Here is a 25,242-nt window from a genome sequence, read left to right as displayed (position 1 = left end):
GTTACCAGTGCACGCCGCGGAAGACCTGGGCGAGCAGCATCTGCTCGGTCTCGCGACGTCCGGCGGCGGGCGCCTCGGCGGCGTCGGCGGCCGCACCCGACGGGGGCTTCTGGCCCTTGGCGGCCGCCGAGTCCGGGAAGACCTGGTAGGCGAGGTTGAGCACCCGGAACGCCGCCCGCGGGGCGACGGTGTGGGCGAGCTCGCCGGCGGTGCCGAGGGCGGTGTTGATCTCGTGCGGCTTCTCGACGAGGGCCCGGATCACCACGTCGGCGGCCTGCGCGGGCGAGATGGTGGGGAACTTGTCGTAGATCTTGGTCGGCGCGATCATCGGCGTGCGCACCAGCGGCATGTGCACGTTGGTGAACGAGATGCCGTTGCCGACGACCTCCGACGAGACCACGTTGCTCCACGCGTCCAGAGCCGCCTTGGATGCGACGTACGCCGAGAACCGCGGGGGGTTGGTCTGCACGCCGATCGAGGAGATGTTCACGATGTGCCCGGAGCCCTGGGCGGTCAGCTGGGGCATCAGCCCGATGATCAGCCGGATGGCGCCGAAGTAATTGAGCTGCATCGTGCGCTCGAAGTCGTGGAACCGGTCGTGGGACAGCTTCAGCGAGCGGCGGATCGACCGGCCCGCGTTGTTGACCACGAAGTCGACACTGGGCAGCTCGGTGATGAGGCGCTGGCACAGGTCGTCGATCGCGCTGAGGTCGGACAGGTCGCAGGGGAAGACCCGCGCCTCGCCGCCGCGCTGCTCGATCGTCGCCTTGGTCTCCTCGAGCTTGTCCTTGCCGCGCGCCACCAGCACCGGGATGCCGCCGGCCTGGGCGACCTTCAGGGCGGTCACCTTGCCGATGCCCGAGGAGGCGCCGGTGATCACGACGTACTTGCCCTTGAGGGCCGCACGGGTGCGCGGGTTGCGGGCGGTGGAGTCGTCCAGGTTCTCCTCCCAGTAGGACCAGAGCGCCCGGGCGTAGGTCTCCAGCGGCGGGACCGCGATGCCGGAGCCCGCCAGCGCCCGCTGCGTCTTGGAGTCGTCGAACACCGAGTGGAAGGAGGTGTGGGCCAGGGCCTCGGCCGGGACGCCGAGGCGGCCCAGGGTCTGGTCCAGGATGACCTGGGCGGGCGCGCTGCGGACGACGGAGTTGAAGATGTTCAGCGGGCGCAGGGCGCGGGGGAGCAGACCGGTGGCCGCCGAGGTCGCGCCGAGGGGCGTGGCGAAGCGGGGCGCTCCGGCCGCCGCGGCGAAGGCGTTCATCGACTCGACGACCGGCTGCGGCTCGGGGTTGACCAGGTGGAAGGCCTCGCCGTCGTGGCCCGGCAGGTGCCCGAGGTGGTCCATCGCCTTCGCGACGTAGTCGACCGGCACCATGTTCGTGTCGCCGAGGTCCACGCCGACGAGCGGCAGCCAGCCCGGCAGGCTGTCGCGCATCCGCTTGAGCAGCGGGAAGAAGTAGTAGGGACCGTCGATCTTGTCCATCGCACCGGTCTGGGAGTGCCCCAGGACGATCGCCGGGCGGTAGATCCGCCAGCCCATCGTCGCCTCGTCGCGCACGATCTTCTCCGACTCGTACTTCGTGCGGTGGTACGGCGAGGGCAGCGGCTGGCCCTCCTCGAACATGTCCTCGGTGAAGCGGCCGTGGTAGTCGCCGGCCGCCGCCACCGACGACACCTGGTGGAAGGTGGTCACGCCGAGGCTCTCGGCCAGCTCGAGCGCGTTGCGGGTGCCGTCGATGTTCATCGCGTCGTTGGTCGCGTCGTCCGCGGTGATGTCGTAGATCGCCGCGAGGTGGAAGAAGTGCTCGACCTTGCCGGCGTGCTCGTCGATCCACGCCTGGTCGACGCCGAGCGCGGGCGCGGACAGGTCGCCGATGACCGGGATCACCCGGGACGGGCCCCACCGCTGGATCAGCGGGTCGAGCCGGTGCAGGGACGAGGCCCGGCACAGGACGTAGATCTCACCCTCGCGGTGGTCGACGAGCTCGTCGACGAGGTAACGACCGATGAAACCGGTGGCACCGGTGACGAAGTAAGCCATGACCCGGACCCTACGCCGGATCGGGGCTCAATCTCCCGTAGGTCCGAACATGATCTCGTCCCAGCTCGGGACCGAGGCGCGGCCGCGCTTCTTCTGCGCCTGACGGCGGTGCCGGGCGGCCTCCGCAGACTCCTCGGACCCGTCGCCGGCGTCGCTCCCGGCGGTGGCGGACGCTGTGTCCGTGGCCTCGGCCGCGACGGGCTCGGGGACGGTGGAGCGGAGCGGCTCGTCGAAGGGCAGCTGGCCCTGGTTGGTGGTCGGCTCGTCGACCGGGGCGGCACCGTCGACCAGGTCGAGGGCGTCGTCGCCGAGCGATCCGCCGAGCGGGAGGTCCGCGGCGCTGGTCGAGGCCAGCCGGCGTGCGCGGAACTGCTGGAGGTCGTCGACCGGATCGGCGACGGGGGCCTGCTGGACGAGGTCGCCGATCAGCCACCGGGCGTCGTCGTCATCGGTGAGCGCGTAGTTGCCCGGGGCGTCGTAGGTGAAGCGGGCGGTGCCGCTGCGGCCGCCGACGGCGTAGGTGGCGGTGAGCACCCAGCGGCCGGTCTCGCGACGGTAGGCGTCCCAGGTGACGTCATCGGCCTTGGCGCCGACAGCGTCCAGGTGGTTGGCCACGGCATCGCCGAGGAGACGGTTGATCGGGGGCGTGCTGGGCTCGCCGGGACCGCGTCGCAGCGAGGCCCGCTGCGCCGTCGAAGCGACGTGCTCGCGCTCGGCGAGGACGGGAGCGACGTAGGGCATGATCGCCTCGACCGTCGTCCCTGCGGCCTCCGCCACCGATTCCGGTGACTCGCCGGAGCGGATCCGGTTCTGGATGTCACGGGGGCGAAGGCTGCTGGTCATCTTGGTCTCCGATCGGCGAGGCGTGCCACCGTGGACGGACGTGCGGAGCAGCGGCGTGATCTCGAGGAGATGCTCGCCGCCGTTCTCGTCGAGCAGCAGCAGGGCTCGGCCGGAATCGGTCACCCGCGCCAGCGTGAGCCGGATCGGGGAGGGCGGTTCCGGCGCAGCCAGGGGTTCCCCGGTCTGCTCGGGGGCCTGGTCAGGTCTGCGCTCGTCGTCCACGGTGTCGCGAGCCTACGCCGCCGTGCCTGCCGCGACGCGCGGCACGCCCAGCCGTTGGCGATCTGTCGACATTTTCACCGACCGTGCCACCCGGTCGGGCCGCTCAGAGCTCGCGGACGACCACGTCGAGCTGCGTGCCCTTCGGCCCCGGCGCGCCGACCTCGACGTTCCAGCCGAGCCGCTCCAGGGCGGCCGCGAGGGCCGGCGGCGTGCGCGGGTCGGCGCCGTCCTCGAGCAGCGCCCGGACGATGCGGCCCTTGGTGGCCTTGTTGAAGTGGCTGACCACCTTCCGCTGCCCGCCCGACTCGTGCAGCACCCGCACGGTCGCGACCCGGGGGGCGAGGTCGGCGGGCGGGCGCCAGAAGGCGGCGTACACGCCCGAGCGCAGGTCCACCAGCAGGCCCCGGCCCAGGGCGTCGGTCACCGCCGGCCCGAGCGCGTCGCGCCAGACGCCCGCGACAGGACCGAGGTCCGGGAGGGAGGCGTCTCCGGAGAGGCGGTACGCCGGGATCCGGTCGGCGAGACGGACCAGTCCGAACAGCGAGGAGGTGACGGCCAGCCGGGAGCCCGCCCGGCGCTTGGCTCCGGCGGAGAGGGTGGCCACGTCGAGGGCGTCGTACAGGACGCCGGAGTAGACCCGGTCGGCGCGCGCGGTGGGGGCTGACCGGAGGGCGGCGTTGCGATCGACGAGGTCGGCCTGCCCGGCGGAGAGGCCCAGCACCTCCGCGGCTCGGGCGGGATCGTCGCGGCACAGGGCGACCAACGCGTCGAGGACCTTCTCCCGGGCGGGCGTCAGCTCGGGCAGCGAGAGGCCGTCCAGGTCGAGGGAGGCTCCGCGCCGCGGGGAGGTCTTGCCCTCACTGGGCGGGAGCAGGATCAGCACGGCCGCCAGGATAGGAGTGGGCGCGGTCGGCGCGAGGATAGGGTCGAGGACATGCCGAGCAACGTCGTGTTCCGGGTCAGGGCCAGCTCGCCCCAGCTGCAGCAGGGGCTGCAGCGGATCGCCGAGGAGCAGCACCTGCCGGGGGACTTCCCGGCCGAGGTGCTGGCTGCCGCGGAGAAGGCCGCGGCCGCGGTCGTGCTGCCCGAGCTGGACCGCACCGACCTCCCCTTCCTCACCATCGACCCGGCCGGCTCGATGGACCTGGACCAGGCCATGCACCTCGCGCGCGACGGGGACGGCTACGTGGTGCACTACGCCATCGCCGACGTCGCCGCCTTCGTGAAGGCCGGCGACCCGATCGACCAGGAGGCGCGGCGCCGCGGCGAGACGCTGTACGGCGCCGACACCCGCATCCCGCTGCACCCGCCGACGCTGTCCGAGAACGCCGCGTCGCTCCTGCCCGACCAGGTCCGGCCGGCCCTGCTGTGGACGATCGCGCTGGACCACGACGGCGCCCAGCGGTCCGTGACCGTCGAGCGCGCCAAGGTGCGCTCGACCGCGCGCTGGTCCTACGTCGACGCCCAGGCCGCGCTCGACGGAGGCTCCGCCCCCGAGGTCATCGCCCTGCTCAAGGAGATCGGCCGGCTGCGGGAGAAGCAGGAGATCGCCCGCGGCGGCGTCTCGCTGCCGCTGCCCGAGCAGGAGATCACCGCAGCGGACGGGTCGTTCTCGCTGGCGTTCCGCGAGCAGCTGCCGGTCGAGCTGTGGAACGCCCAGATCTCGCTGCTGACCGGCATGGCGGCCGCCGGGCTGATGGTGGCGGGCAAGGTCGGCATGCTGCGCACCCTCCCGCCGCCTGACCCGCGCGACGTCGAGCGGCTGCGCCGCGTGGCACAGGCGCTCAAGGTGGACTGGCCGGCCGACGAGGACTACCCGGCCTTCATCCGCGGCCTGGACCCGAAGCTCCCGGCCCACCAGGCCATGACCGTCGCCTGCACGCGACTGCTGCGCGGCAGCGGCTACACCTCCTTCGACGGCGAGCTGCCCGCACAGCGGGTGCAGAGCGCGGTGGCGGCGGAGTACGCCCACGTGACCGCGCCGCTGCGCCGCCTCGGTGACCGCTACGTCGGCGAGGTCTGCATCGCGCTGAGCGCGGGCACCCCGGTGCCCGACTGGGCCCGCAGCGCGCTGCCCGAGCTGCCGAAGTTGCTCGAGGACTCCGGTCGGCGCGCCCACGCCTACGAGCGGGCGGTCGCGGACCTGGTCGAGGCGGGCATCCTCGCCGACCGGGTCGGCCAGGCCTTCGACGGCACCGTCACCAGCGCCGACGAGAAGAACCCGACGCATGGCGTGCTGATGGTGCCGGAGATCGGCGTGGAGGCGCCCGTCACCTCCGACACGGCGCTCCCGGTGGGTCAGGACGTGCGCGTCACCCTGGCCGTCGCGGATGTGGCCCAGCGACGGGTCGAGTTCCGGCTGTCCGCCCCGTGACCCGGATCCTGGTCACGGGCGGGGTGCGGTCGGGCAAGTCCGCCCACGCCGAGGCGCTGATCGGCGCCTGCCCGGGTCCGGTCACCTACGTGGCCGCCGGTCCGTCGTACGACGACGCCGACTGGGCGGCCCGCATCGCCCGCCACCGCGCCGCGCGGCCCGCGGACTGGACGACCAAGGAGACGGGCGACGTGGCCGGCGCCATCGGCGCCGCGCCGGGACCGGTGATCGTCGACTGCCTCGGCACCTGGCTGCAGGGCGTGCTCGACGAGGCGGACCTGTGGGAGGCACCGGTCGAGGAGGCCGAGCGCGCCGTCGGGGAGCGGACCGCCGTCCTCGTGGACGCCCTGGCCGCCGCGGGCACCGATGCCGAGGTCGTGCTGGTGACCAACGAGGTCGGCCTGGGCGTCGTACCCGACCACCGCTCCGGGCGCCTGTTCCGCGACCTGCTCGGCACCGTCAACCAGCGGGTCGCCGCCGCCTGCGATCGTGTCCACCTCGTGGTGGCGGGCCGCGTCCTCGAGCTCTGAGGCACGACGGCTCAGAGCGTCGCGGCCCCCAGGGCCAGGATCGCGAAGGCGAGCTCGATCGCGGAGCCGAAGACGTCGCCGGTCACGCCGCCGAAGCGGCGGATGCAGCGCCAGGTGAGGAAGGCGATCGCGACGAACGCCAGCACCACGGTGACCGGGCCGCGCACCGGCGCGACCACGACGGCCGCACCGGCCAGGGCGGCCCATCCCAGCACCGTGACGAGGAGCGGGATGGTCCGGGTGAAGGTGAGGCCGAGCCCGTCCGGACGGGCCGGCGGGACGACGGCGGACGCGGTGATCCACAGCGCGAGCCGGGCCGCCATGACGCACCCGCACGCCAGCAGCGGACGGCGCCAGTCGGAGTCGTCGCGGGCGACCAGGTCGTTGAGGGCGGACGCCTGCAGGGCGAGGATGAAGAAGAGGGCCGCGGTGCCGGCCGGCCCGGACGCACCGGTCTTCATGATCGCCAGCGCGCGCTCGGGTCCGTACGGCGCCGTCAGGCCGTCGGCCACGTCCGAGAGCCCGTCGAGGTGGAGCGCCCGGGTGCCCAGCGCGAGCGCGCCGAGGGCCAGGAAGGCGGCGCTGAACGAGGGCAGCCCCAGGACCGTGCCGGCCCACAGGATGACCCCGACCGCGATCCCGAGCGGGGCGACGGCGATCGGTGCGAGCAGCAGCGCGCCGCGCGCCGTACGCCGGGACGGCTCCAGCACCACGCCCACTCGCAGCACGGTGAGCATGCCCACCGACAGGCGGAGGCTCCGGATCACGGCATGAGGTCGGCGAGGAGTGCGACGTCGCGCAGCAGCGCGGCCGCCGAGCGCACCACGGGCACGGCCGCGACCGCGCCCGAGCCCTCGCCGAGGCGCAGGCCCAGATCGAGGATCGGGTCGATGCCGAGCTTGTCCAGCGCGAGGGACTGCGCCGGCTCGGTGGAGCGGTGGCCGGCGGCGAACCAGGCGGCCGCGCCGGGAGCGATCCGGTCGGCGGTCAGCGCGCACGCGACGGACATCAGCCCGTCCAGCAGCACCGGTACGCCGCGCTCGGCGGCACGCAGCAGGTAGCCGACCGTCGCGGCCAGGTCGGCGCTGGACACCGCCTGGAGCGTCTCGATCGGGTCGTCGAGCCGGCTGCCGGCGCGGTCCAGCGCGGCCTGCACGACCTCGGTCTTGTGGGCCAGCGCGGCGTCGTCGACCCCGGTGCCGCGGCCGGTGACCTCGCCGGCGGGCAGGCCGAGCGCGGCGGCGATCATCGCGGAGGCGGGGGTGGTGTTGCCGATGCCCATGTCGCCGCTGAGCAGCAGCTGCGCGCCCGCCTCGATCTCCTCGTCGGCGATGGCGCGGCCGGCGGCGATCGCCTGCCGGGTCTCCTCGGGGGTGAGCGCGTCCTCGAGGTGGATGGCGCCGGAGGAGCGACGTACCTTGTGTGCCCGCACCTCGTCCGGGACGCCCTCGAGGTCGTCGTCGACGCCGATGTCGAGCACCCGCACGTGGACGTCGTGCGCGGCGGCCAGGGCGGACACACCCGCGAGGCCCGCCACGAAGGTCCGCACCATGGCGCCGGTGATGGCCGGGGGATAGGCCGAGACGCCGTGCTGGGCGACGCCGTGGTCGCCGGCGAAGATCACCAGGCGCACGTTCGTGAGCGGAGCCGGCGGGCACTGGCCCTGAGCGGCCGCCAGCCAGACGCCGAGCTCACCGAGCCGGCCGAGGGCGCCGGCCGGTGTCGCCAGCCCGGCCAGCCGCTCGGCGGCGGCGGCGTGGACGGCGGGATTCGGCGGCGCGATCGTGTCGGTCATGCCAGCAAGATAGCGACCGTGGCGCGCGAGGACCGCGCCCGCACGGATGCCGGGCAACCCGACTACGTGGCCAGGATCACGAGCAGCAGGAACAGCGCGATGAGGGTGACGAGCAGCAGCATCCCGGACAGCTCCGGGTCGCGGACCGGCTCGTCCAGATCGGTGCCGATGCGTGGGTGATGGATGGTCATGTCCGAGATTCCCCCAGGGTCACGGTGTGGTCACGTCCGAGTTATGACACAGGTCCAACGACGGAGTCGACCCGAGATGACGGTTGCGGGTAGAAGTTCATCCGTGGGTCACTCCGTGCTTGCCGTTCCGGTGCCGGCGCTGGAGGGCTTCGTCCGCTCCCGCTGGCAGCACTACGACCCGGCCTGGGTGTCGACGGACCCGGGCTTCACGCATGCCCACGTCACCGTGCTCGCCCCGTTCCTGGAGTCGCCCGGCGAGGACGATCTGGCGGTGCTCGCCGGGATCGCCCGCACCACGCCCGCCTTCGGGTTCACGCTGGAGAGCGTCGCCGCCTTCCCGAACGGGATCATCCACACCGCCCCGGTCCCCGCAGGGCCCTTCGCCCACCTGACCGAGCTGGCGCGGGCGGCGTACCCCCACCTGAGGCCGTACGACGGCGCCTTCGACCCGGTCCCGCACGTGACCCTCGACCACACGACAGCCGACATCTCCCCGGCCACCGTGGCAGGCGCGCTGGGCGGGACGCTGCCGGCCCGGGCGCGGGCCGAGCGCCTCGAGCTGCAGTGGTACGCCGAGGGCGGCTGCCGGGTCCTCGCCAGCTGGCGGCTCGCTGGGTAGCGTGCGCTGTCATGGAACTCGTCGAGTGTCAGTGGTGCCAGGCACAGTCCGATCCGGGAACGACCACATGCCCGCAGTGCGGGGCGCCGCTGGACGTCGAGGACGTCGTCAGTGACTCCGGCTGGCGCGAGGCGCCGCGGATGCGGGACATGGAGCACTTCCGCTTCTCCTCCTCCACGGTGCAGGTCGAGGGCACGATGGTGCCGGTCGCGGAGGTGAACCTCGCGCAGGGCGACTCGGTCTACTTCGAGCACCACGTGATGCTGTGGAAGGACGCGCACACGCCCCTGGCGGCGTACAACGTGCAGGGCGGGGTGAAGCGCAGCCTGGCCGGCATGCCGCACATCGTGACCTGCGCCTACGGCCCCGGCCGGATCGCGTTCTCCCGCGACGCCCCCGGCGAGCTGATGGTGATCCCGCTGCCGCCCGGCGTGGAGCTCGACGTGCGCGAGCACGCGTTCGTGGTGGCCAGCCACACCACGGCGTACTCCTACGTGCGGATCAAGGGCCTGACCAACCTGCTGCACGGCGGCAACGGGATGTACATGGACCGCTTCATCACCGGCGGCGCGCCCGGCGTGGTCATGCTGCACGGCAACGGCAACGTCTTCGAGCGCAGGCTCGCGCCCGGTGAGCGGATCCAGGTCGAGCCCGGCGGCTTCCTCTACAAGGACGCCTCGGTGCAGATGAACACCGTCCAGCTGGACGTGAAGACCGGCATGTTCAGCAAGGGCCTGTACGTCGCCGAGTTCGTCGGGCCCGGCCGGCTGGGGATCCAGTCGATGTACCACCACCACGGGAGCGACTGATGACCGCGACCCAGGGCGTGGGTGTCGACTCCATGGACTACAGCTGCAAGTACTGCCGGCTTCGCTCGCAGCTGGCCGCGGCCCAGCGCTCCTGCCCGAGCTGTGGCGCGCCGATCGACCTGCGCGACGCGGTGTCGGACTCGGGCTGGGTCGAGCAGCCGCCGATCGCGGACATGACCCGGATCCAGTTCGGCCGCAGCCGGGTGCAGATCGAGGGCGACCTGGTCCCGGTCGCGGACTTCGCGCTGGACGCCGGCGACTCGGTCTACTTCTCCCACCACAACCTGCTGTGGGCCGAGCCGGGCGTGCGGATCACCAACCACCCGAACGCGGGCGGGTGGAAGCGGCTGCTGGCCGGCATGCCGTCGTACATGCTCGACGCGACCGGCCCGGGCCGGATCGGGATCTCGGACAACCACGCCGGCGAGGTCATCGCCGTACCCCTTCCCGCCGGGGGCGCGATGTGGGTGCGCGAGCACCGCTTCCTGGCGGCCACCGGGAGCATCGACTACACGTTCGTGCGGACCGGCATGTGGTTCCAGACCGGGTACGGCGACGACCGCGAGACCCACTACCCGCTGGGGATGTACGACGACGTGTTCGTCGCCCGCGAGCAGCCCGGCCTGCTGCTCCTGCACGCTCCCGGCAACTCCTTCATCCGCGACCTGGCGCCGGGGGAGCACATCCTGGTCCAGCCGCGCTCGCTGCTCTACAAGGACCTCTCGGTCCAGATGGGGCTGCACCTCGAGGCGCCGTCGATGCGGGGATGGTCGACCTGGCGGCGGTTCCAGGTGCGCACGATGTTCCTGCGCCTGGTCGGTCCCGGGCGGGTGGCCGTGCACTCGGTGTTCGAGAACGAGCTGGAGGGCGAGGCCGTCACCGGCGGGAGCTACACCACCCAGCAGTGGTGAGGTGACGTTGGTCCCGCGGCGTGGGGGCGTCGGGCCCTGCCCGAGACGACCCCGCGGCGAGTGGACTGGTGGCGTCGAAAGGACCCCACCATGAACGACCCCCGCCCCATCATCGCCTGTGTCGACGGATCGACGTCGATGCCCGCATCGGTGCGGTACGCCGCCGTCGCGGCCCTGCGCCTGGACCTCCCTCTCGAGCTGCTGCACGTCGCGCCGGACTACCTGCCGATGGCCGCTCTCGCTCCGCTCGCCGCGCCACCTCCGGCCGAGGAGTTCCGGGTGGTCGGCGAGCAGGTCCTCAGTGCCGGCGAGACGCTGGCGCACGACCTGCTGCCCGCCGACCGGGTGACCCGGGTGCTGGTCACGGGCGACCGCCGGCACCGGATCACCGACGCTGCGAGGAGGGCGACCCTGGTCGTGCTCGGGGACGACCGTGAGCCGGCGCTCGGACGCATGAGCTTCGGGTCCCTGATCGCCGAGGTGGCAGCGACGTCGGACGCGCCGGTCGTCACCGTGCCGTCCGGCTGGTCCGAGCCGGTGGCGGAGACGCTGCCCACGGGCGGCCGCCCGAGCCGGCGGATCATGGTCGGCGTCAAGGACTACGAGCGGGTGCCCGAGGAGCTCCTGCTCCGCGCCTTCGAGCTGGCCCATCGACAGCACGCGGTGCTGGAGCTGGTCCACGTGTGGGACCTGGCGCCGACGTACGGCGAGGTCATCGCGTCGTTGATCGACTTCCCCTCGTGGAGCGAGCTGGTCGAGCACCACCTGGATGCGGCGACCACCGTCGCGCGCGCCGCCTATCCGGGGGTCGTGGTCGCAACCACCGTCACCTACGGCCGCCCGGGCCATGTGCTGCGGCAGATGAGCCGGAGGGCCGACCTGCTGCTGCTCGGCCGTCCCCGCCGCGACCTGCTGCACAACCTGGGCAGCACCGGGCGGAGCCTGCTGCGCTCCGTGGTGTGCCCGGTGGAGGTGATGCCGGTGCTCGAGCGGTCCGAGCCGGCTCAGCCCCGCGAGCGCGTGGCAGCGAGCGTGTAGCCGTTCTCGGGCCGGCCGGTGCTGCCGTAGCGGGGCTCGAGCCGGACGATGCCGTGCTCGAGCAGGTAGGTCAGGTAGCGGGCCGCGGTGCTGCGGCTGATGCCGACCGCGGCCGCGACCTCGGAGGCCGACATGTTGCCGCCGTCGGCGACGGCGCGGCGCACCAGTTCCAGGGTCGGCGCGGAGTGGCCCTTCGCCGGCCGGTCCAGGCCGGCATCCGGCGGGCGGAGCATGCCGAACAGCTCGTCGACCTCGCTCTGGTCGGCCTCGCCCAGCGCGGAGAGGCGGTGCCGCAGCTGCCGGTAGGACTGCAGCCGCTTGTCGAGGGCGGCGAACCCGAACGGCTTCATCAGGTAGTGGACCGCGCCCAGCTGCATGGCGGTGCGCACGGTCGCGACCTCGCGGGCGGCGGTGATCACGATGACGTCGGGCGGGGCGGGGCGCTCCAGCAGGCCGCGGACGACCTCCAGGCCGTCGCCGTCGGGCAGGAACACGTCCATCAGCACCAGGTCGGGCCGGTGCTCCTCGACCATGGCGACCGCGTCGGCGGCCGAGTGCGCGCGGCCCACCACGACGAAGCCCTCGCTGCGCTCGACGAAGGCGGTGTGGATCGCCGCCACCCGGTAGTCGTCGTCGACGACCAGGGTGCGGATCGGGCCGGTGCTGCGGGTCATGCGTGCTGGACCTCTCGTCCCGTTCCGGTGTCGGACCTCGGACCCATCGGCACGCGCACGACGAACCGCGCGCCGGGACCCTGCCCGAGGGAGATCGACCCGTGCAGCCGCTGGACCAGCCGGTGCACCAGGGCCAGCCCGATGCCCCGGCGTACGCCGCCGGTCGTGGGCTTGGTGGTGAAGCCGTCCAGGAACACCTGCTCGCGCAGCTCCTCCGGCACCCCGGGGCCGTTGTCGGCGACCTCGATCAGGATCTCGTCCTCGTCGTCGCGCAGGGTGACCTCGATCAGTCCCGGGCCGGAGGCGGGGCCGGTCGTCACCGCGTCGAGCGCGTTGTCGATCAGGTTGCCGATGATGGTGGTGAAGGCGTTGACCTTCTCCGGGACGTCGGCGAGCCAGCTGTCCTCGGTCAGCCGCAGCTCGACCCCGCGCTCGCTCGCCGCCGCGGCCTTGCCGAGCAGCAGCCCGACCAGTGCGGTCGCGGCGACCCGCTCCCGGACGGCGTCGGCGAACCCGGCCTGGCTGGTCTGCACGTCGGTGAGGAACGCGAGCGCGTCGTCGTGCTCGCCGAGCTCGATCAGCCCCGCGACGGTGTGCATGTGGTTGGTGAACTCGTGGTGCTGGGCCCGCAGGGTGTCGGTGAGGCGGCGTACGCCGTCCAGCTCGCGGATCAGCCCCGCGATCTCGGTGCGGTCGCGCAGGGTGACGACGGTGCCGTGCGGCCGGCCGGCCAGGAACACCGGCAGCTTGTTGACCAGCAGCGCGAAGTCGTCGGTGAGCACCACCTCGTCGCTGGCGGTGTCGCTGCCGGCCAGCACGTCGAGCAGCCGGCCCGGCGGCAGCAGGTCGGCCAGCCGGCCGCCGGTGGGCGTGACGCCGAGCCCGAGGAGCCGCCGCGCCTCGTCGTTGATCATGGTGATCCGGTCGTCGGGATCGCACGCGATGACGCCCTCGCGGATGCCGTGCAGGGTGGCCTCGCGCTCGCGCAGCAGCAGCGCGATCTCGTCCGGCTCCAGCCCGAAGGTCGTGCGCTTGAGCCGGCGTGCGAGGAGCCAGGAGGCCACCGCGCCGCCGGCGAGCGCGAGCCCGGTCCACAGCGCGTACGCCGGCAGCTGGGCCCGCAGCGCGGCACCCACCGTCGTCTCCTTGATGCCGACCGACACCTCGCCGACCATCGCGCCCGTGGCGTCGTACACCGGTGCCTTGCCGTTGGCCGACCGCCCCAGCGAGCCGTTGTCGGTGCCGACGTGGGTGCGGCCGTCGATGGTCGCGATCGGCTCCTCGACCGCCTCGCCGATCAGGTCGGGATTGGGGTGCGAGTGCCGGATGCCGTGCATGTCGAGGATGACGACGTACGTCGCCCCCGACTCCTGCTCCACGCGCCGGGCCAGCGCCTCCAGGGGCTCGGTGCAGGTGAAGCGGCCGGACAGGCAGGAGCCGACGTCGGGCATGCCGGCGACGGTGGACGCGATCGCGACGGAGCGCTCCTGGTACTGGTGGTCCAGCCCGATCCGCGCCTGGCGCGCGAGCAGCACGAACCCGATCGCCACGGTGGCGAACAGGATGATCAGCTGCGCGGCGAAGATCTGGGTCGACAGCCGGCGCGCGAGGACGGGCACCCCCTCATTGTGAGGGTCGTCACTTCCGGCGACCAGCGGGCGGGCGGTGAGAAGAACGCGCAAAACCCCGTGAAATCGGAAGAACGGGGCCTTGTGCGCAGAAGGTTCCGGTGTGACGGCCGTCATACCTAGCGTCTGGGCTGTTCCATCCACCCGACGCGAGGAGACCCGATGTCGTCCCCCTCCACCCGGACCGACCGGGCCAACGCCCGGATCGAGGTCACCGGGCTCACCAAGCGGTTCCTGACCCCGTCCGGCACCGCGTTCACCGCTCTCAAGGACGCGACGTTCACCGTCGAGCCCGGCCAGTTCTGCGCCATCGTGGGCCCGACCGGCTGCGGCAAGTCGACCACCCTCGGCATGGTCGCCGGCCTGGACAGGCCGAGCCTCGGCTCGGTCAAGGTCGGCGGCGTCGAGGTCGACGGCGTGACGCCCGGGGTGAGCTTCATGTTCCAGGGCGACGCCCTGCTGCCCTGGAAGACCGTCCTCCAGAACGTCATGCTCGGCCCGATCCTCGCCGGCACCGACAAGAAGGCCGCGGCCGTCAAGGCGCGCGACTGGCTGCGCCGGGTCGGCCTGGCCGGCTTCGAGGACCACTACACCCACCAGCTCTCCGGTGGCATGCGCAAGCGGGTCGCCATGGCGGCCGCGCTCATCAACGAGCCCGACATCCTGCTGATGGACGAGCCGTTCGGCGCCCTCGACGTGCAGACCAAGGCGATCATGCAGACCGAGCTGATCGGCCTGTGGGAGGAGCTGCGGCCCTCCGTCCTGTTCATCACCCACGACCTCGACGAGGCCGTCGCGCTCGCCGACCGGGTCATCGTGATGACCGCGGGGCCCGGGTCGGTCAAGGCGTCGTACGACATCACCCTGCCGCGCCCGCGAGGTGCGGTGCAGGAGCTGCGCTACGACGAGAACTTCCTCGAGATCCAGCACAAGATCTGGCAGTCCCTCAAGGACGAGGTCGAGCGCGCCTACGCACGCTCCGCGGCGGTGGCGTCATGAGCATCTCGACCCTGCACCGGCGTACGTCGCCGAGCGACCGAACCAGCGAGGAGAAGACCGTGGAACCGACCGCCGATGACCGCTTCGCGGCTGCTGACCGGGAGGCGTCGGCCAAGGCCCGCCGGCTCCGGCTGCGCCGCCGATCCCTGGTGTGGCTGGGCCGGGTGACGTTCGTCGTCCTCGTGCTCGGCGGCTGGGAGCTGCTCTCGGGCATCACGATGAAGGGCGCCGACGCGCCGATCATCGACCCGTTCTACTACTCCCGTCCCACCGAGATCGTGCACCGCACCCTCGAGCTCTTCCGCGACGGCACGTCGTACGGCTCGTACTGGTTCGACATCTACACCACGATGAAGGAGGCCGTGTACGGCTTCGGCGTCGGCACCGCCCTCGGCGTGGTCGTCGGTGTGCTGCTCGGCCAGAGCGGCTACCTCGCCGACGTGCTCGGCCCCTACATCAAGATGGTCAACGCGATCCCGCGGATCGTGCTGGGCTCCATCTTCACCGTCGCGCTGGGCGTCGGTGTCGCGCCCAAGGTCGCGCTGGCCGGCGTCCTGGTGTTCTTCATCGTCTTCTTCAACGCCTTCCAGGGTGTCCGGGAGGTCGACCAGAACATCCTCGCCAACGCCAAGGTGCTCGGCGCCTCGCGGCTGCAGATCGTTCGCCACGTGACCCTGCCGTCGGCCTTCACCTGGATCGCGGCGAGCCTGCACAGCGCCTTCGGCTTCGCCATCGTCGGCGCGATCGTCGGCGAGGTGCTGGGTGCCCAGCACGGTCTCGGACTGATCATCAAGACCTCGCAGAACCGGTTCGATCCGGCCGGTGTCTGGGCCTGCATGTTCGTGATCATGGTGCTCGTCCTCGGTGCCGAGTTCCTGATCGGCCGGCTCGAGAAGCGACTTCTCCGCTGGCGTCCGCCGAGCCGCACCGAGTCCGCCGGCCTCTGACCCCTCGGGTCACCTCTCGGGTCCCCACCCCTCCACCCCCGCGTTCGCAGCACCCTCGAAAGGAACAACCATGTTGAAGAAGACCCTGGCCGCCGTGGCGGTCACCGCATCCCTGGCCGGAGGCCTCTCCGCCTGTGGCGGCGGGAGCCACACCAACGCCGACGGCACCCCGATCGTCAAGATCATGGTGGGCGGCCTGGACAAGCAGATCTACCTGCCGTTCACCCTGGCCAAGCAGCTCGGCTACTACGACAAGTACGGCGTCGACGTGCAGCTCTCCGACGAGGTCGACGGCGGCGTGGGTGCGGAGGACGCGATGGCCTCGGGCCAGGTCGACATGGCCGGCGCCTGGTACATCCACAGCTTCGACTTCCAGGCCCAGGGCAAGGACGTCGAGGGCATCGTCCAGCTCGGTGGCGCTCCCGGCGAGCGCGAGATGTGCGCCACCGACAGCGGCGTGCACTCCGGCGCCGACTACAAGGACAAGACCATGGGCGTCACCGACCTCGGGTCGGGCACCGACGAGCTCACCCAGTTCATCGCCGCCAAGGCCGGCGTCGCGCACTCCGACTACCACACCCAGGCCGTCGGCTCGGGCTCCTCGGCGGTCGCGCAGATCCAGCAGGGCTCGGTCGACTGCGTGATGACCACCCAGCCCACGGTGGCCGCCCTGGAGAAGAAGGGCCTGGCCTACTCGGCCGTCGACCTCGCCACCACCGCCGGCGCCAACCAGGCCCTGGGCGGTGCCTGGCCGGCCGCCACCGCCCTGGCGCGCACCGACTGGGTCAACTCGCACAAGACCGAGGTCCAGGGCGTGGTGAGCGCGCTGGTCGCGACGCTGAACTGGATGCACACCCACACCCCGGCCCAGATCGCCGACAAGATGCCGGCCGACTACGTCCAGAACGACCTGATCACCAAGGCCGACTACATCAAGGCGCTGACCGAGGACTTCGGGCAGTACACCGCCGACGGCATCATGCCGCCGTCCGGCCCGGCGATCATCGCCGACACCGAGAAGACGATCGGCACCGACGTGTCGAACGTGGACCCGACCAAGACCTACACCGACGAGTTCGCGAAGGTCGCCGACCAGCAGCTGGGCATCCAGTGACCCTGATCAGGTAGGAACCCCCACGCCCTGGTCAGTGGCGCGCCCCACATCCCCTTCGGGGGGTGTGGGGCCGTGGTGCTGCGCACTACGTTGGTCCCACCTTGATGTGAGGGAGGCCACACGCCCATGTTCGTCCCGTTCAGCACCAGCGACTTCCTTGCCCGCGCCGTCACCGTGTACGGCGAGCGGGTCGGCGTCGTCGACGAGCCGGACCAGCCGGCTCCCAGCCTCGGTGACCTCACCTATGCGCAGCTCGCGGAGCGCGCCGCCGCCATGGCCGCGAAGCTCGACGCGCTCGGCATCGGCGTGGGGGACCGGGTCGCCATGGTCAGCCACAACAGCGCCCGGCTGATGACCGCGTTCTTCGGCGTGACCGGCTACGGACGGGTGCTGGTGCCGATCAACTTCCGCCTCTCACCCGACGAGGTCGCCTACATCGTCGAGCAGTCCGGGGCGCGGGTGCTCTACCTCGACCCCGAGGTGGCCGACTCGCTCGCCGGGGTGAAGTGCGAGCACACCTTCGTGCTCGGCAACGACGACGACCTCTACCTGGAGGGCGTGGCCCCGCGGCAGTGGGAGGCCGACGAGAACGCCACCGCCACCATCAACTACACCTCCGGCACGACCGCGCGGCCCAAGGGCGTGCAGCTCACCCACCGCAACATCTGGGTCAACGCGCTCACCTTCGGCCTGCACGCCGGTGTCTCCGACCGCGACGTCTACCTGCACACGCTGCCGATGTTCCACGCGAACGGGTGGGGGATGCCGTTCGCGACCACCGGCCTCGGCGTACCCCAGATCGTGCTGCGCAAGGTCGACGGCGCCGAGATCCTGCGACGCATCGAGCGGCACGGCGTCACCTTCATGTGCGCGGCGCCCGCGGTCGTGGCGTCGATCCTCGATGCCGCGGCGGAGTGGGACGGCGAGATCCCCGGGCGGGACAAGGTGCGGATCATCTGCGCCGGCGCCCCGCCGCCCACCAAGACCATCCTGCGGATCCAGCGCGAGCTCGGCTGGGAGTTCATCCAGATCTACGGCCTCACCGAGACCTCCCCGCTGCTCACCATCAACCGCGGCCGCGCCGAGTGGGACGACCTGTCCGACGAGGAGCGGGCCGGGAGGCTGGTCCGGGCCGGCGCCCCCGCGCTCGGGGTCACGCTCCAGGTCGACGCCGAGGGCGAGGTGCTCGCGCGCTCCAACGTCGTGCTCGAGGGCTACTGGGACAAGCCCGAGGAGACCGAGAAGGCGCTCGGCGACGGCTGGTTCCACACCGGTGACGGCGGCACCATCGGCGACGACGGCTACCTGACGATCGCGGACCGCAAGAAGGACGTCATCATCACCGGCGGCGAGAACGTCTCCTCGATCGAGGTCGAGGACGTCATCTTCGGGCACCCCGACGTCAACGAGGTCGCCGTCATCGGGATCCCCGACGACAAGTGGGGCGAGACGATCAAGGCGCTCGTCGTGGTCGCGCCCGGCTCGACGCTGACCGAGGCCGACGTCATCGACTACTGCAAGCAGCGGATGGCCCGGTACAAGGCCCCCACCTCCGTGGAGTTCCGCGACGAGCTGGCCCGTACGGCGACCGGCAAGCTGCAGAAGTTCAAGCTGCGCGCGCCGTACTGGGACGGCCGTGACCGCCAGGTCAATTAGTTTGGCGCGAGCGCGTCGCCGCTGATCGGCGCCTAGCCTCGCCTGCGCGGCTCGCTCCTCCGGTCGCTCGTTCCTCGCTTCCTCCGTCGCTCGCCGCCCAGGCTCGGCAACCGGCGCCGGCAGCGCCGCGCTGCCGCGCGCACAGGCTTGGCGCACAGGCTTGGGCAGGTCCTGCTCGCGCGCTACGGGGCGAGGGCGGCGTACTCCACGGCGATCGCGGCGCCGAGGCGGGCGTTGTTCCGCACCAGCGCGATGTTCGTCTCGAGTGATGCACCGCCGGACAGCTCGACGATGCGGCCGAGGAGGTAGGGAGTGATGTCCTTGCCGCGGACGCCGCCGGCATCGGCATCCGCCAGCGCCTGGCGGATGGTCTGCTCGATCGCGGCCTGGGGGATCTCGTCCTCGACGGGCACCGGATTGGCGACCGAGATCGCACCCTCCAGGCCGAGGTCCCACTTCGCCCGCATCATCGCCGCCACCTCGGCGGGCTCATCGAGGCGCATCGGAGCCGCGAAGCCGCTGGAGCGCGAGAAGAACGACGGGAACTCGTCGGAGCGGTAGGCCACGACCGGCACGCCCAGGGTCTCCAGCACCTCCAGGGTGCGGCCGATGTCGAGCAGCGACTTCACCCCGGCGCTGACGATCGCGACATCTGTTCGGCTCATCTCGGTCAGGTCGGCCGAGATGTCCAGCGACGACTCCCCACCGCGGTGCACGCCGCCGAGGCCACCGGTCACGAAGACCCGGACCCCGGCGAGCGCGGCGAGGCGCATGGTGGCAGCGACCGTGGTGGCGCCGTGCGCGTGGCGCGCGGCGATATAGCCGAGGTCCCGGATGCTGACCTTGCTGACCGAGGGGTCCGAGGCCAGGACGTCGAGCTCGGCGGCGGACAGCCCGATCCGCGGGACGCCGTCGAGGACCGCGATGGTCGCGGGCGTGGCGCCGCCGTCGCGGATGATCTGCTCGACCTCGCGCGCCATCTCCACGTTGCGTGGGTAGGGCATGCCGTGGCTGATGATCGTCGACTCGAGAGCGACGACCGGCTCGCCGACCGAGAGTGCCTTCGCCACCTCGGGAGCGACGGACAGGGAGGGGTGGGGAGTGGTCACGGGCGGGTCTCCGTTCGGATCGCTTCGGCGAGGTCGGGGCGGACGGTGTCCGGGTGCGCGACGGTCAGCGCGGCGGCGCGATGGCCCAGCTCGGCCGCAGCGAGTGGCGCATCGCCGGCCGAGCGTGCCGCGACGTACGCCGCGGTCATCGCGTCGCCCGCCCCGGTGACGTCGACGACATCGGCGGGCAGGGCGTCGAGCGCGGTCACCACGCCGTCGTCGCTGAGCAGGCTGCCGCGCCGGCCGCGACGGACCCAGACCCGCCGCACGCCGCGGCCGTGCAGGTCCGCGGCCGCGCGGGCGATCGCCGGACGCGTGTTGGCGACGGGGGAGCCGACCAGCGCCGCGAGCTCGGCGATGTTCGGCGTGACGGTGTCGATCGGCCTGCCGTCGAGCAGCGGCGCGAGCCGGCCGGCCTTGGCGACGCTGACCGGCTCCACGAGGACGGGGGCCGAGGTCGGGGCGACGACCTCGAGCGCCCACCGGACGACGTCGGCGGGCATGTTGCCGTCGACGACCAGGAAGTCGGCGCGCGCGATGACGTCGCGTGCGCGGCCGAGCTGGTCGGGGGTCAAGGAGTCCGTGGCGCGCATGTCCGAGGCGCCGATGACCAGCTCCCCGTCGTGGTCGAGCGTGGCGAGGTAGGTGCCGGTGGCGAATCGGCTGTGGACCATGCGATCGAGCAGCACGCCGGCTTCCGCCGTACGCGCCAGCAGCTCGCGCCCGAAGGCGTCCTCGCCCACGGCCGCGACCAGGAACGTCCGCACCCCCAGCCGGGCGATCCCCTCGGCGATGTTGCGGCCCACCCCGCCGGGGGAGGTGCGGATCGCCGCCGGGTTGCTCGTGTGGAGGACCGCCGGGGCGCCGGAGACCGCGTGCACGTCCATGACCGCACCGCCCAGGACCACGACCTGCGGCTCCTCCCGCACCAGGTAGCCCCGGCCCGCGATCGCGCCCTTGCGGGTGAGGGACGACAGCGCCATCGCGACCGACGCGCGGGTGCTGCCGATCCGGTCGGCGATCGACTGCGCGTCGAGCAGCGGCTGGACCCGGACCAGCTCCAGCACCTCGCGCTCCCGGGGAGTCAATGCGGCCACGTTGACAACACTAAGTAATCCTTATTGTCATAAGCAAGGCTGTTCCGCGAGGGGTTGCCTCGTCGGGATGGCGCGGAACGCGTACCCTGGGCCTCGCCAGTCGGGGAACCCGGTGAGAGTCCGGGACTGACGCGCAACGGTGAGGGAGTCGTCCCGAGTCCGAGCACCTGCTGGCACCTCGCGGCGACCGCCGCGTGGTCGACGTGAGCCCCGCGAACGGGCCCTGGCCAGAAAAGGTCTCCAGTGAGTCGGACCCGAGCCGATCTGTGCCCCGGTGCGCTGCGCCCGTGGCGGGCCGACGACGGGTTGCTGGTGCGGCTGCGGCTGATCGGCGGCCGGGTGTCGGCGGCGTCGCTGCGGGCGCTGGCCGAGGTCGCCGAGGAGCACGGGGACGGGCGGGTCCGGGTGACCGGGCGTGCCAACCTCCAGGTCCGCGGGTTCTCCGGGATGGGCGGCTCGCTCACCCCCGCAGCGCTGCGGGCGCTGGAGGACACCGGGCTGCTGCCGACCCGCACCCACGAGCTGGTGCGCAACGTGCTGGCCTCGCCCGGCTTCGACGACGCCGTCCTCGACGAGCTCGACCGGCGGCTGTGCGCCGACCCGCTGCTGGCCGGGCTGTCGGCTCGCTTCCTGTTCGTGCTCGACGACGGCCGCGGCGATCTCGTCGAGCGGCCCTGCGACCTCGGCCTGGTGGTGCTGTCGACCACCGAGGCCCAGCTGCGCGTCGGCGAGACGTGGGGGGACGTCGTACCGCTCGACGCGGCGGCGGCCCGGCTGGCCGACCTCGCCGCCGCGTTCGTGCGGGCCCGGGGGACCGGGCCGGCCGCGCCGTGGCACGTGCGCGAGCTCGGCGTACCGCTGGTGCCGCCCGCCGCCCCGGACCCGCGCCTTCCCGCCCCCTCCGGGCCGATGCCGTACGACGAGCGGCACCTCGCCGTACCCGATGCCGGCCTGGACCGTGCGGCCGTCGAGGCGCTGCCCGACGGTCCGCTCGTCGTCACGCCCTGGCGCGGGCTGCTGCTTCCCACCCCGACCGCCGAGGAGATCGCATGAACCGGCCCACCCGCCGCTATCCGTACGTCGACGCGGGGCCGGCGATCTACGTCGACTCCTTCGCGACGATCCGGCGCGAGGCCGACCTCTCCGCGGTGCCGGCCGACGCCGAGAAGCTGGCCGTGCGGATGATCCACGGCAGCGGGCAGGTCGACCTGGCGCAGGACCTCGTCGTGCACCCGGGGCTGATGGCCGCCGCCCGCGGCGCGCTCGAGGCGGGCGCGCCGATCCTGTGCGACGCCACCATGGTCGCCACGGGCGTGACCCGCGCGCGGCTGCCCAAGGACAACGACGTGGTGTGCCTGCTCAACGACCCCGCGGTGCCGGGGCTGGCCGAGGAGTGGGCGACCACCCGCACGGCCGCGGCCGTGTCGCTGTGGGAGCCGCGGCTGGAGGGCGCGGTCGTCGCGATCGGCAACGCACCCACCGCGCTGTTCCACCTGCTGGAGATGATCCTGGACGGTGGCCCGCGCCCCGCCGCGATCGTCGGCTGCCCGGTCGGCTTCATCGGCGCGGCCGAGTCCAAGCAGGCGCTCATCGACCTCGAGGACGAGCACGGCATCGACATCCCCTACGTCACCGTGCGGGGCCGCCGCGGCGGCTCGGCGATGACCTCGTCGGCACTCAACGCGATCGCGCAGGAGGTCGAGTGAACGGCACCTTCACTGTCGTCGGCATCGGTCCCGGCGACCCCGAGCTGCTGACGCTCAAGGCCGCCCGGCTGATCGGGTCGGCGTCCGTCGTGGCCTACCACGCGGGCGTCTCGAAGCAGTCGCACGCGCGCAGGATCGCTGCCTCCTTCATCCCCGCGGGCGTGATCGAGGAGGAGCTGCGCTACCCGGTCACGACCGGCACGACCGACCACCCCGGTGGGTACGTCGGCGCGCTGGCCGACTTCTACGAGAGCTGCGCGGTGCGGCTCGCCGCCCACCTCGACGCCGGCCGCTCGGTGGTGCTGCTGGCCGAGGGGGACCCGCTGTTCTACGGATCCTCGATGTACCTGCACGACCGCTTCTCCGGTCGCTACGAGACCTCGGTGGTGCCCGGGGTGCCGGCGTTCTCGGCTGCGACGGCGGCCGTCTCGACACCGCTGGTGCGGCAGACCGACGTGCTCACCGTGCTGCCCGGCACCCTGCCCGAGCCCGAGCTCGCGCGCCGGCTCGCGGACACCGACGGCGCGATCATCATGAAGCTCGGCCGGACGTTCCCGGCGGTCCGGCGGGCGCTGGAGGCGGCCGGCCGGCTCGAGGGGTCCTGGTACGTCGAGCGCGCCTCGCAGGCCGACGAGCGGCGGCTGCCGGTGGCCGAGGTGGACGCGGACACCGTGCCGTACTTCTCGCTGATCGTGGTGCCGGGGGACACGGCCGGGGACAAGTCCTCGGAGCGACTCCGCGTTGGTTTCGATACGTCGCTCGCTGGCGCTCGCTCCTGCTCAACCAACGACCCAGACCGGTGGTTGAGTAGCGCGGAGCGAGGAACGAGCGCGGCGCGTATCGAAACGACCGCACGCGAGCTGCTCGTGGTCGGGCTCGGCCCCGGCCCGGACGGCTGGCTCACCCCGGAGGTGAGCGCGGCCCTGGCCGAGGTCGACCACGTGGTCGGCTATGCGCCGTACGTCGCCCGGGTGCCGCAGCGGGCCGGCCTGACCCGGCACGCCTCCGGCAACACCGTCGAGGTCGACCGCGCCCGGCACGCCCTGGACCTGGCGAAGGCCGGCGAGCGGGTCGCGGTGGTCTCCGGGGGCGACGCCGGGGTGTTCGGGATGGCGGCGGCCGTGTTCGAGGCGGCCGAGGACCCGGCGTACGCCGACGTGCCGGTGCGCGTGCTCCCGGGCCTCAGCGCGGTGCAGGCCGTCGCGGCCCGGGCCGGCGCGCCCATCGGCGCCGACTTCGCCGTCGTCTCCCTCTCCGATCGGCTCAAGCCGTGGGAGGTCGTCGAGCGGCGGCTGCGCGCGATCGCGGAGGCCGACCTGGTGCTCGCGATCTACAACCCCGCCTCGCGGAGCCGGACCGAGCAGATCGCGACGGCCCGCGACGTGCTGCTCGAGCACCGCAAGCCCGACACCGTCGTGGTCGTCGGCCGCGACGTGGGCCGCGTGGAGGAGTCGCTGGAGGTCACCACGCTGGCCGAGCTCGACCCCGCGACGATCGACATGAAGTGCCTGCTGATCGTGGGCGCGGAGAGCACCCGGGTGAGCCCCGCGGGCGTGTGGACGCCGAGGTTCGTGCGATGACCGTGCACTTCGTGGGCGCCGGCCCGGGCGCGGCCGACCTGCTGACCGTGCGCGCCACGCGGATGCTCGCCGACGCCGACGTGGTGCTGTTCCCCGGCACCTACCTCGACCCCGAGGTCCTCGCCCACGTCAGCCCGACGGCCCGTCTCGTCGACACCCAGCACCTCGACCTCGACGCCATCACCGCCTATCTCGTCGACGCCCATGCCGCGGGCCAGGACGTCGTCCGCCTCGCCTCCGGCGACCTGTCGATCTACTCCGCGCTGGCCGAGCAGACGCGACGGCTCGACGAGGCGGGAGTGCCGTGGGACGTGACCCCCGGGGTGCCGGCGTACGCCGCCGCGGCGGCCGCCCTCGGGCGCGAGCTCACGGTCCCGCTGATCGCCCAGTCGGTGGTGCTCACCCGCACCCAGCAGCGGTCGACGGCGATGCCCGACACCGAGGACCTGCGGACCTTCGCCGCGACCGGCGCCACGCTCGTCCTGCACCTGGCCATCACCCGGACCCGCGAGCTGATGGCCGAGCTGGCCGATCACTACGGAGCCGACTGCCCGGTCGCCGTCGCCTACCGCGCCAGCCAGCCCGACGAGCTCGTGCTGCGCGGCACCGTGGCGACGATCGCGGACCAGGTCGAGCAGGCCGGGCTGCGCCAGGCGGCCGTGATCCTCGTCGGTCGCGCCCTCGACCCGCGGCCCGGTGGCGAGTCGCACCTCTACGACTGCAACAGGAGCCGCCGTGCAGCTCTATGACGTGATCAACCGTCGCCGCGACACCCGGCGCGAGTTCACCGGCGCCCCCGTCCCCGGCGAGGTGCTGGACCGGGTCCTGTCGGCCGCGCACTGCGCGCCCAGCGTCGGGATGAGCCAGCCGTGGGACTTCGTCATCGTGCGCTCGGCGCGCACGCTCGATGCGTTCGCCGATCACGTCGGGTCCGAGCGCGACACGTTCGCGGCCACGCTCGAGGGCGAGCGGCTGGAGACGTTCAACCGGATCAAGGTCGAGGGCATCCGGGAGTCCGGGCTCGGCATCGTGGTCGGCTACGACCCGACCCGCGGCGGCCCGAACGTCCTCGGTCGGCACGCCATCGCCGACGCGGGCCTGTACTCGGTGGTCTGTGCCATCCAGAACCTGTGGCTCGCCGCGACCGCCGAGGGGCTGGGTGTGGGCTGGGTCAGCTTCTACCGCGAGGAGTTCCTGCGCTCGCTGGTCGGCATGCCCGACCACGTCCGGCCGGTCGCGTGGCTCTGCGTCGGTCAGGTGGCCGGCCTGCCCGACGTACCGGATCTGGAGCGGTACGGCTGGCGGCATCGCTCGCCCGTCGCGTCGGTGCTGCACGAGGAGACCTACCGCCGGACCTGACGC

At 72.6% G+C, this 25,242-nt stretch carries 25 protein-coding genes and 1 riboswitch; of the genes, 15 read left to right on the top strand and 10 right to left on the bottom strand.

The window, feature by feature from the left end:
* Position 1 precedes the first annotated feature (1 nt).
* The 3 genes from ACYU8V_RS09650 to yaaA form a co-directional block, all read right to left on the bottom strand.
* Entirely contained in the window at positions 2-2,038 is a 2,037-nt protein-coding gene (locus ACYU8V_RS09650; RefSeq protein WP_460846952.1) for an SDR family oxidoreductase, read from the bottom strand.
* Between the two features lie 27 nt (positions 2,039-2,065).
* Positions 2,066-3,103, bottom strand: a complete 1,038-nt coding sequence (sepH, locus tag ACYU8V_RS09645; protein WP_460846950.1) for a septation protein SepH — start codon at positions 3,101-3,103, stop codon at positions 2,066-2,068.
* Between the two features lie 103 nt (positions 3,104-3,206).
* Positions 3,207-3,986, bottom strand: a complete 780-nt coding sequence (gene yaaA, locus ACYU8V_RS09640) for a peroxide stress protein YaaA (RefSeq protein WP_460846949.1) — start codon at positions 3,984-3,986, stop codon at positions 3,207-3,209.
* 51 nt (positions 3,987-4,037) lie between these two features.
* Here yaaA and ACYU8V_RS09635 point away from each other — a divergent pair, with 51 nt between their 5' ends.
* Positions 4,038-5,477 (top strand): RNB domain-containing ribonuclease, encoded by a 1,440-nt coding sequence (locus ACYU8V_RS09635; protein ID WP_460846948.1) that lies wholly within the window; start codon positions 4,038-4,040, stop codon positions 5,475-5,477.
* Entirely contained in the window at positions 5,474-6,007 is a 534-nt protein-coding gene (locus ACYU8V_RS09630) for a bifunctional adenosylcobinamide kinase/adenosylcobinamide-phosphate guanylyltransferase (RefSeq protein ID WP_460846947.1), read from the top strand. Before ACYU8V_RS09635 ends, ACYU8V_RS09630 begins: the two co-directional genes overlap by 4 nt.
* An 11-nt stretch (positions 6,008-6,018) precedes the next feature.
* Here the strand turns inward: ACYU8V_RS09630 and ACYU8V_RS09625 are convergent, their stop codons facing one another.
* From ACYU8V_RS09625 to ACYU8V_RS09615, 3 genes are all read right to left on the bottom strand, one after another.
* Positions 6,019-6,774 (bottom strand): adenosylcobinamide-GDP ribazoletransferase, encoded by a 756-nt coding sequence (locus tag ACYU8V_RS09625; protein WP_460846946.1) that lies wholly within the window; start codon positions 6,772-6,774, stop codon positions 6,019-6,021.
* The gene (gene cobT, locus ACYU8V_RS09620) at positions 6,771-7,802 is read right to left on the bottom strand and encodes a nicotinate-nucleotide--dimethylbenzimidazole phosphoribosyltransferase (RefSeq protein WP_460846945.1); all 1,032 of its coding nucleotides are present in this window, start codon (positions 7,800-7,802) and stop codon (positions 6,771-6,773) included. Before cobT ends, ACYU8V_RS09625 begins: the two co-directional genes overlap by 4 nt.
* Positions 7,803-7,864: 62 nt before the next feature.
* Positions 7,865-7,993: a hypothetical protein gene (locus tag ACYU8V_RS09615; RefSeq protein WP_460846944.1), complete on the bottom strand. Its 129-nt coding sequence runs from the start codon at positions 7,991-7,993 to the stop codon at positions 7,865-7,867.
* 103 nt (positions 7,994-8,096) lie between these two features.
* Between ACYU8V_RS09615 and ACYU8V_RS09610 the strand changes: the two genes are divergently transcribed.
* The 4 genes from ACYU8V_RS09610 to ACYU8V_RS09595 all read left to right on the top strand — a co-directional run bounded on the left by ACYU8V_RS09610 (position 8,097) and on the right by ACYU8V_RS09595 (position 11,370).
* On the top strand, positions 8,097-8,612 hold the full coding sequence (locus tag ACYU8V_RS09610) for a 2'-5' RNA ligase family protein (protein ID WP_460846943.1): 516 nt from the start codon (positions 8,097-8,099) through the stop codon (positions 8,610-8,612).
* Positions 8,613-8,623: 11 nt separating this feature from the next.
* Complete coding sequence (locus ACYU8V_RS09605) at positions 8,624-9,421, top strand: AIM24 family protein (protein WP_460846942.1); 798 nt, start codon at positions 8,624-8,626, stop codon at positions 9,419-9,421.
* A complete protein-coding gene (locus ACYU8V_RS09600; RefSeq protein ID WP_460846940.1) occupies positions 9,421-10,332 on the top strand; it encodes an AIM24 family protein in 912 nt (303 codons plus the stop codon). Before ACYU8V_RS09605 ends, ACYU8V_RS09600 begins: the two co-directional genes overlap by 1 nt.
* 90 nt (positions 10,333-10,422) lie before the next feature.
* Entirely contained in the window at positions 10,423-11,370 is a 948-nt protein-coding gene (locus ACYU8V_RS09595) for a universal stress protein (RefSeq protein ID WP_460846938.1), read from the top strand.
* On the opposite strand, the gene ACYU8V_RS09590 is transcribed toward ACYU8V_RS09595, so the two are convergent.
* Together ACYU8V_RS09590 and ACYU8V_RS09585 are read right to left on the bottom strand one after the other, a co-directional pair.
* The gene (locus ACYU8V_RS09590) at positions 11,337-12,044 is read right to left on the bottom strand and encodes a response regulator (protein ID WP_460846937.1); all 708 of its coding nucleotides are present in this window, start codon (positions 12,042-12,044) and stop codon (positions 11,337-11,339) included. The two genes, ACYU8V_RS09595 and ACYU8V_RS09590, sit on opposite strands and share 34 nt — an antisense overlap.
* A complete protein-coding gene (locus ACYU8V_RS09585; RefSeq protein WP_460846936.1) occupies positions 12,041-13,663 on the bottom strand; it encodes an ATP-binding protein in 1,623 nt (540 codons plus the stop codon). Before ACYU8V_RS09585 ends, ACYU8V_RS09590 begins: the two co-directional genes overlap by 4 nt.
* 171 nt (positions 13,664-13,834) lie before the next feature.
* On the opposite strand from ACYU8V_RS09585, the gene ACYU8V_RS09580 reads away from it, so the two are divergent.
* The 4 genes from ACYU8V_RS09580 to ACYU8V_RS09565 all read left to right on the top strand — a co-directional run bounded on the left by ACYU8V_RS09580 (position 13,835) and on the right by ACYU8V_RS09565 (position 18,388).
* Positions 13,835-14,671: an ABC transporter ATP-binding protein gene (locus ACYU8V_RS09580; RefSeq protein WP_460846935.1), complete on the top strand. Its 837-nt coding sequence runs from the start codon at positions 13,835-13,837 to the stop codon at positions 14,669-14,671.
* Positions 14,668-15,618 carry an ABC transporter permease gene (locus ACYU8V_RS09575; RefSeq protein WP_460846934.1) on the top strand — a complete coding sequence of 317 codons (951 nt, stop codon included), beginning with the start codon at positions 14,668-14,670 and terminating at the stop codon, positions 15,616-15,618. Before ACYU8V_RS09580 ends, ACYU8V_RS09575 begins: the two co-directional genes overlap by 4 nt.
* Before the next feature lie 70 nt (positions 15,619-15,688).
* Entirely contained in the window at positions 15,689-16,732 is a 1,044-nt protein-coding gene (locus ACYU8V_RS09570) for an ABC transporter substrate-binding protein (protein WP_460846932.1), read from the top strand.
* 126 nt (positions 16,733-16,858) lie between these two features.
* Entirely contained in the window at positions 16,859-18,388 is a 1,530-nt protein-coding gene (locus tag ACYU8V_RS09565; RefSeq protein WP_460846931.1) for an AMP-binding protein, read from the top strand.
* A 182-nt stretch (positions 18,389-18,570) separates the two neighbouring features.
* Here ACYU8V_RS09565 and ACYU8V_RS09560 read toward each other — a convergent pair whose 3' ends face one another.
* Positions 18,571-19,497, bottom strand: a complete 927-nt coding sequence (locus ACYU8V_RS09560) for a pseudouridine-5'-phosphate glycosidase (protein WP_460846930.1) — start codon at positions 19,495-19,497, stop codon at positions 18,571-18,573.
* The gene (locus ACYU8V_RS09555) at positions 19,494-20,594 is read right to left on the bottom strand and encodes a carbohydrate kinase family protein (RefSeq protein WP_460846929.1); all 1,101 of its coding nucleotides are present in this window, start codon (positions 20,592-20,594) and stop codon (positions 19,494-19,496) included. Before ACYU8V_RS09555 ends, ACYU8V_RS09560 begins: the two co-directional genes overlap by 4 nt.
* A gap of 80 nt (positions 20,595-20,674) precedes the next feature.
* A riboswitch (cobalamin riboswitch) is annotated at positions 20,675-20,783 on the top strand.
* Between the two features lie 54 nt (positions 20,784-20,837).
* Between ACYU8V_RS09555 and ACYU8V_RS09550 the strand changes: the two genes are divergently transcribed.
* The 5 genes from ACYU8V_RS09550 to bluB are packed head-to-tail and all read left to right on the top strand — an operon-like array spanning position 20,838 to position 25,239.
* Positions 20,838-21,647 carry a nitrite reductase gene (locus tag ACYU8V_RS09550; protein WP_460846927.1) on the top strand — a complete coding sequence of 270 codons (810 nt, stop codon included), beginning with the start codon at positions 20,838-20,840 and terminating at the stop codon, positions 21,645-21,647.
* The gene (locus ACYU8V_RS09545) at positions 21,644-22,300 is read left to right on the top strand and encodes a precorrin-8X methylmutase (RefSeq protein ID WP_460846926.1); all 657 of its coding nucleotides are present in this window, start codon (positions 21,644-21,646) and stop codon (positions 22,298-22,300) included. Before ACYU8V_RS09550 ends, ACYU8V_RS09545 begins: the two co-directional genes overlap by 4 nt.
* Positions 22,297-23,880, top strand: coding sequence for a precorrin-3B C(17)-methyltransferase (cobJ, locus tag ACYU8V_RS09540; protein WP_460846923.1), 1,584 nt, complete (start codon positions 22,297-22,299; stop codon positions 23,878-23,880). Before ACYU8V_RS09545 ends, cobJ begins: the two co-directional genes overlap by 4 nt.
* On the top strand, positions 23,877-24,629 hold the full coding sequence (cobM, locus tag ACYU8V_RS09535) for a precorrin-4 C(11)-methyltransferase (protein ID WP_460846922.1): 753 nt from the start codon (positions 23,877-23,879) through the stop codon (positions 24,627-24,629). Before cobJ ends, cobM begins: the two co-directional genes overlap by 4 nt.
* Positions 24,616-25,239, top strand: coding sequence for a 5,6-dimethylbenzimidazole synthase (gene bluB / locus ACYU8V_RS09530; protein ID WP_460846921.1), 624 nt, complete (start codon positions 24,616-24,618; stop codon positions 25,237-25,239). Before cobM ends, bluB begins: the two co-directional genes overlap by 14 nt.
* The last annotated feature ends 3 nt before the right edge of the window (positions 25,240-25,242 follow it).

It is taken from the genome of Nocardioides ultimimeridianus (assembly GCF_054777895.1).
This window is presented reverse-complemented; position numbering and strand designations above follow the sequence as displayed.